4 protein-coding genes are annotated in these 6,763 nt (G+C 38.5%); all 4 read right to left on the bottom strand.

Going from position 1 to position 6,763, the window contains the following annotated elements:
- Positions 1 to 273 precede the first annotated feature (273 nt).
- From gyrB to dnaA, 4 genes are read right to left on the bottom strand one after another with little or no spacing between them, the layout of a single operon-like run.
- On the bottom strand, positions 274 to 2,700 hold the full coding sequence (gene gyrB, locus H5120_RS19265; RefSeq protein ID WP_149594809.1) for a DNA topoisomerase (ATP-hydrolyzing) subunit B: 2,427 nt from the start codon (positions 2,698 to 2,700) through the stop codon (positions 274 to 276).
- A 12-nt stretch (positions 2,701 to 2,712) separates the two neighbouring features.
- Positions 2,713 to 3,807 carry a DNA replication/repair protein RecF gene (gene recF, locus H5120_RS19260; RefSeq protein ID WP_182675792.1) on the bottom strand — a complete coding sequence of 365 codons (1,095 nt, stop codon included), beginning with the start codon at positions 3,805 to 3,807 and terminating at the stop codon, positions 2,713 to 2,715.
- Between the two features lie 15 nt (positions 3,808 to 3,822).
- Positions 3,823 to 4,926 carry a DNA polymerase III subunit beta gene (dnaN, locus tag H5120_RS19255; protein WP_004335206.1) on the bottom strand — a complete coding sequence of 368 codons (1,104 nt, stop codon included), beginning with the start codon at positions 4,924 to 4,926 and terminating at the stop codon, positions 3,823 to 3,825.
- A 13-nt stretch (positions 4,927 to 4,939) separates the two neighbouring features.
- Positions 4,940 to 6,322: a chromosomal replication initiator protein DnaA gene (dnaA, locus tag H5120_RS19250; RefSeq protein WP_004335207.1), complete on the bottom strand. Its 1,383-nt coding sequence runs from the start codon at positions 6,320 to 6,322 to the stop codon at positions 4,940 to 4,942.
- Positions 6,323 to 6,763: the final 441 nt, after the last annotated feature.

Here is a 6,763-nt window from a genome sequence, read left to right as displayed (position 1 = left end):
GGTAATCTTCGCTTACGAACGGTTGCAATCCCTGCTTGTTGAAAACCTTGTTCAATGATTTCAGGGTCAAGAATTTCTGATAATTTTTCAAAGGTATGGTATCGGCTGCTTTCTTCAAGTGTTGCATGCAGTGCTTGTTCTATATTCACAAAAAAATCCGTAGTTAGTTTCCTAACTACGGATTTTGCATGATCGTTTGGAGCGGTCAACCGGTCATTTTCTTAACTGATCGGCATTAGCCATTAGGCTCCTTTTTCGGTGTAAGTAATATTTTTACACGTCTAGATTAACTACGCGTAGAGCGTTAGTTTCGATAAACTCTCTACGAGGCTCTACTTGATCACCCATTAAGGTGGCAAATAATTGATCCGCGCCAACAGCATCTTCAATCGTTACTTGTAACATACGACGAGCACTAGGATCCATTGTTGTTTCCCAAAGCTGGCTTGGGTTCATTTCACCCAGTCCTTTATAGCGTTGAATGTAGATCCCGCGCTTAGATTCTGTGATCAACCATTCCAAAGCATCCACAAAGTTATCAACAGGTTTTGTTTTCTCACCACGTTGAATATAAGCACCTTCTTTTAGGATGTTTGCAATGTTAGTACCAGTCACAGCAATGCGTTGGTAGTCACGTGATGCAATAAAGTCATAATGAAGTACATGTGCTTTATCAACACCGTGCTGACGAATATTCACAACCGGGTAATACATATTACGCTCAGCGTCAAACTCTGTACCCGCATGGAAAATAGTTGCATCTTCATCACGTGCAATCAGGTCATCAACTAACTCTTTTGTCCAAGCAATTACTTTAGCTTCGTCAGAAAGGTCATCAGTTTTCAACTCTGTTTGGTAGATTAAGCGTTCCATTACCGTGTTAGGATATTTACGCTTTAAACGCTCAATAACTTTAACTGTATTTTGGTAATCGTGAACGACTTTCTCAAGCGCTTCACCTTCTAGCGCAGAAGCATCTGCACTTGGATATAAAGCAGCATTATTAAGTGCAAGCGACGTTAAGTACTCTACTAATGCTGGATCATCTTTAATATAACGCTCTTGCTTACCTTTTTTCACTTTATAAAGTGGTGGTTGAGCAATATAAATATAACCGCGTTCTACAATTTCAGGCATTTGACGATAGAAGAATGTTAGTAGTAACGTACGAATGTGAGAACCATCCACGTCCGCATCGGTCATGATGATGATACGGTGATAACGTAATTTCTCAGGGTTATATTCGTCACGACCAATACCACACCCTAATGCAGTAATTAGTGTTGCTACTTCTTGCGAAGATAACATTTTATCAAAACGTGCTTTTTCTACGTTTAATATTTTACCTTTAAGCGGAAGAATAGCTTGGTTTTTACGGTTACGTCCCTGCTTGGCTGATCCGCCAGCAGAGTCCCCTTCCACTATATATAGTTCAGATTGTGCTGGGTCTTTTTCTTGGCAATCAGCTAGCTTACCTGGTAAGCCTGCTAAGTCCATTGCACCTTTACGTCGTGTCATCTCACGGGCTTTACGCGCCGCTTCACGAGCACGTGAGGCATCAATAATCTTACCTACAACAATTTTGGCATCAGTTGGGTTTTCTAGTAAAAACTCAGTGAACTTTTCAGCCATTGCTTGTTCAACCGCAGATTTAACTTCACTTGATACTAGCTTGTCTTTAGTTTGTGATGAGAACTTAGGATCAGGAACTTTAACACTAACAACAGCCGTCAAGCCTTCACGGGCATCATCACCGGTAGCATTGCTGGTTGTTTTAGCTTTTTTGTTAAAGCCTTCTTTTTCCATGTAGTTATTAAGTGTACGTGTTAGCGCTGATCTAAAACCGGCTAAGTGAGTACCACCATCACGTTGTGGAATATTATTTGTGAAACAGTAAATGTTTTCTTGGTATGCATCATTCCACTGCATTGATACTTCAACGCTAATACCATCTTCTTCACGTTCGTGAGTAAAATGGAACACACCTTTGTGTATAGGTGTTTTATTACGATTTAAATATTCAACGAAAGCTTGAATACCGCCTTCATATTTAAAGTGGTCAGATTTATTTTCTTCACGCTCATCATTTAATATGATGCTCACACCTGAGTTTAGGAATGAAAGCTCGCGTAAACGCTTAGCTAAAATGTCGTAATGAAAATCTAAATTTGTGAATGTTTCAGCGCTTGGCCAAAAACGTAATTCTGTACCAGTTGTTTCTGAGTCACCAATTATAGCTAAAGGTGCATCTGGAACACCCATAGTATAAAACTGCTCATGAAGCTTGCCTTCACGACGAACGGTCAGTTTTAGTTTTTCTGAGAGTGCATTTACAACAGAAACACCAACACCGTGTAGGCCACCTGATACTTTATAAGAGTTATCATCAAACTTACCACCGGCATGAAGTACCGTCATAATAACTTCGGCTGCAGATACGCCTTCTTCTTCATGGATAGAAGTTGGGATACCACGACCGTTATCTCGAACTGAGACAGAACCGTCTAAGTGAATCGTTACATAAATATCATCACAATGACCTGCTAAGGCTTCATCGATCGAGTTATCAACGACCTCAAACACCATGTGGTGTAAGCCTGTGCCATCATCGGTGTCCCCAATATACATTCCAGGACGCTTTCTTACTGCGTCTAATCCTTTAAGTACTTTAATACTCGACGAGTCATAATTCTCAGACATGGTTAATCCCACTTATCTTGTTATTAGGTTGCCATGTTTCACGTGGAACATTTGTAGTTCTCGTTGCATGGGTTCCACCACAGCAGAAATACTTTCAGATAAAATTGAAGAGATAAAAATTTGAGAACTGCAGTGAGCAAGTAATTGTCCCACTTTCTCTTTTGTATCTTCGCCTAGTTCTGAAGGTAGATCATCTATTAGCAATATAGATTGCTTATCTGTCTCTGACTCAATTAAGCTATTTTGCGTAACTTTCAACGCATACAATAATAGCTTTAATTGACCGCGTGAGAATGTATTCTCCACACTGTTGCCAGCGACACTAAAACTAAAATCGGCCTTATGAGGGCCTTTACTTGTAAACCCTTGGCGAGCATCTCGCTCAAAGTTTTGCTCTAACGCATCTGCAAGAGATTCAGTCTCTTTCCAGCCTGCGCTAAAGGTCATTTCTAAATCGCGTACAAGCGTCAATTCTGCACACATTTTATCAAAAAATTGCTGCTTAAACCTACTTATATACGCCAATCTTAATTTATTTATTTCTTCAGCCAGTCTAACAAATTCTTTGTCCCAAAACTTAATTTGGTCAAAATAATTCTTGGGCTTAGTTTTTAACAATGCATTACGTTGTTTAAGTACTTTATTAAATGATTGCCACAAAAAAAAGAACTCATGTTCCACGTGGAACAAACCTAAATCTAAAAACTTTCTGCGCTCTTTAGGTCCACCAAAAAACAAAGAATAACTCTCTGGTGTAATAATTTGTACAGGCATAAGTTGAGCGAGTTCTGATATCTTACGGCTCGCCTTACCTTGAATTTTTAAATTGGTCTCACCCATTTGCGTTTTACTAATACCAATTGGAATTGATAAATCGTGTATTGTTTTACGCCCGTGAATTACAAATTGCTCTTGCTGGTGCGCAATAATACTTTTGTGTTTTAGAGTACGAAAAGATTTGCCATGAGAAAGGTAATATATAGCCTCTAAAAGGCTGGTTTTTCCGCTGCCATTTTCACCATAAATTATATTAACGCCGTTGACTGGTTCTAGCGTCAGCGCCTCAATATTACGAAAATATTTGAGGCTCAAATGACTTAAGCTCATTATGTATTTATAGTCTTATAAACGCATAGGCATAACAACGTACATTGCTTCTTCATCGCCTGCACCTTCAATTAATGCACTGCTGTTTGAGTCGGCTAATGTAAATAGTACGTCTTCTGTTTTTAATGTGTTTAGTACATCTAATACGTAAGACACGTTGAATCCTATTTCTAGGTCCGCGCCCTCGTAACTTACTTCAACAACTTCTTCAGCTTGTTCTTGCTCTGGGTTATTGGCAGTAATTTTTAATAAACCGTTTGATAGGTTTAAGCGTACACCACGAAATTTTTCATTCGATAAAATAGACACTCGTTGAAACGCATTTCGTAACCATTCTCGGTTAGCTGTAATTACTTTGTCGCCACCACGTGGTAATACACGACGGTAATCAGGAAAGCGTCCATCAACTAGCTTACTTGTAAATGTAAACTCAATATCAATAATACGGATATGGTTAGCACCAAACTGAATTGTTACCAATTCGTCGTCAGCTACCATAAGGCGCATAATTTCTTGCACACCTTTGCGAGGTATAATTAATTGACGTTGAGTGTTAAGCGATTGCGTTAATTGCTTTTGTGCAATAGCTAAACGGTGACCATCTGTTGCTACTGTTTTTATGTCTGTATTATCTACTTCAAAAGACATACCGTTTAAGTAATAACGTACGTCTTGATTCGCCATCGAAAAATGTGTGCTTTCGAGTAATTTACGAAGCTCTAAACGAGTTAGTTGAAATTCAACCTCGCCATCCCACTGTTCTAAATTAGGAAAATCATCAGCAGATAAAGTCGTTAATGAAAAACGGCTTTTACCACTGGTTAAAAGTAATTGGTGCTCTTGCAAGCTTAAAGTAATGTCTGAACCATCTGGTAGACTTTTACAAATATCGAGTAACTTTTTAGCGGGTAACGTTAGTTTTGTATCGGCAATATCATCACCTACAAATACCCCAGAAACTAATTCAATTTCAAGGTCGGTACCCGTCATTGAAAGTTGTCCGTTTTCTACCACTAACAAAACGTTAGATAAGATTGGTAGCGTGTGTTTGCGCTCTATTGCACCCGACACTTGCACCAATGGCTTTAAAAATTGTTGTCTTGATATTGTTATTTGCATAATAAAGTCAGCCCTAAGATGACAATGTTCTTATTAAGTTTTGGTAATCTTCTTTGATTTCGTGGCTTTCGTCACGTAGTGATTTTATCTTACGACATGCGTGCAATACGGTCGTATGATCGCGTCCACCAAATGCGTCACCAATCTCAGGTAAGCTGTGATTAGTTAATTCTTTAGATAATGCCATGGCAACTTGGCGTGGCCTTGCTATAGAGCGACTGCGGCGCTTAGACAATAGATCTGACACCCGAATTCGATAGTACTCAGCCACGGTGCGCTGAATATTATCTATCGTAACCAGCTTATCTTGCAAGGCAAGTAAATCGCGTAGTGCTTCTTTTACAAAATCAATCGAAATTGGACGACCTGTAAAATTAGCATTAGCAATTACACGGTTAAGTGCGCCTTCTAATTCACGTACATTTGAACGTAATTTTTTGGCGATAAAAAAGGCAACTTCATGTGGTAAGTTAATCTTACTTTGCTGTGCTTTTTTCATCAAAATAGCTACGCGAGTTTCAAGCTCTGGTGGCTCAATCGCGATTGTTAATCCCCAACCAAAGCGTGATTTAAGACGGTCTTCGACCCCTTCAATCTCTTTTGGGTAACGGTCAGAGGTTAAAATAATTTGTTGGTTGCCTTCAAGTAATGCATTAAAGGTATGAAAAAACTCTTCTTGGGAGCGCTCTTTATTAGCAAAAAATTGAATATCATCAATCATTAATGCGTCAACACTGCGGTAATAACGCTTAAATTCTTCTATCGCATTATTTTGTAGTGCCTTTACCATGTCTTGAACAAAGCGTTCTGAATGCATATAAACAATTTTAGCATCTGGCTTGTTTGCCATAATGCCGTTACCTACTGCATGTAATAAGTGAGTTTTACCTAAACCAGTACCACCATAAATAAATACAGGGTTAAAAGCTGAGCCAGGATTGTCGGCAACTTGAGTAGCCGCTGCTTTTGCTAATTGATTTGATTTACCTTCAACAAAGCTGTCAAAAGTATAATTTTCTTTAATGTTAGATTTGTAACCTGACTTAGGTGCAGGTTCAACAACAGGCTTTTGCTCACGAGGCTGTTGTTTTGTAGAAGCCTGTGGTGCAGATTGTGTTTCTATAACCGGTGCAGCTTGCGCATTTAATAAAGGCTTACTACCTACATCAAAACGTAGCTTTGGTGCTTCAACACCACAAATTTCTACTAATAATTCGTTAATTCTATTTAGGTACTTTTCTCTTACCCAATCAAGCACAAAGCGATTAGGTGCATAAATCGTCAAGGTATCTTCGGTACTTTCTGCCTGTAGTGGTCTTACCCACATACTGAATTGCTGCGAAGGCAGCTCATCTTGCAATACATATAAACAACTTTGCCAAACCGACAGATACACAGTTAAACTCCCAGAGATATAATTTTTATTCCCGCACATCATTAATGATTATAAATCATACATTTATTGCGTTCAAATGGTCCAATAAGCGACCCAAGACCGCGTATTATGAAGGCACTTTATCCACAAGTAAAAGATTGATTTTTATAAAATTGTTGATATCGATGTATAAAATCATTAACAAACTGATTTAAAACAGTTTTTATTTTAGATACGAAGAGGAGATCATAACAAAATAACACCAAGATCGCGAACCAAATTTATGATCCAATTTTCTTTTCCCCCGCTTTTATTCACTTTTTATACAGGGGCTGTGGAAAACTTCTTATTTATGATGATCCTAACAGATCACCCTACACGATCTCTTTATGGACCATAAGTAGGCTATATACTGCAAACGTAATTATGATTGACTTTACGTTACTTACTCTATAATATCTC

Source organism: Pseudoalteromonas sp. SR43-2, assembly GCF_014163885.1.
Taxonomy (GTDB): Bacteria; Pseudomonadota; Gammaproteobacteria; order Enterobacterales; family Alteromonadaceae; genus Pseudoalteromonas; species Pseudoalteromonas distincta.
This window is presented reverse-complemented; position numbering and strand designations above follow the sequence as displayed.

Bases quoted from the DNA above. Each gene is read 5' to 3' on its own strand.
- dnaN (WP_004335206.1), bottom strand. From the start codon at position 4,926: ATGCAAATAACAATATCAAGACAACAATTTTTAAAGCCATTGGTGCAA.
- gyrB (WP_149594809.1), bottom strand. From the start codon at position 2,700: ATGTCTGAGAATTATGACTCGTCGAGTATTAAAGTACTTAAAGGATTA.
- recF (WP_182675792.1), bottom strand. From the start codon at position 3,807: ATGAGCTTAAGTCATTTGAGCCTCAAATATTTTCGTAATATTGAGGCG.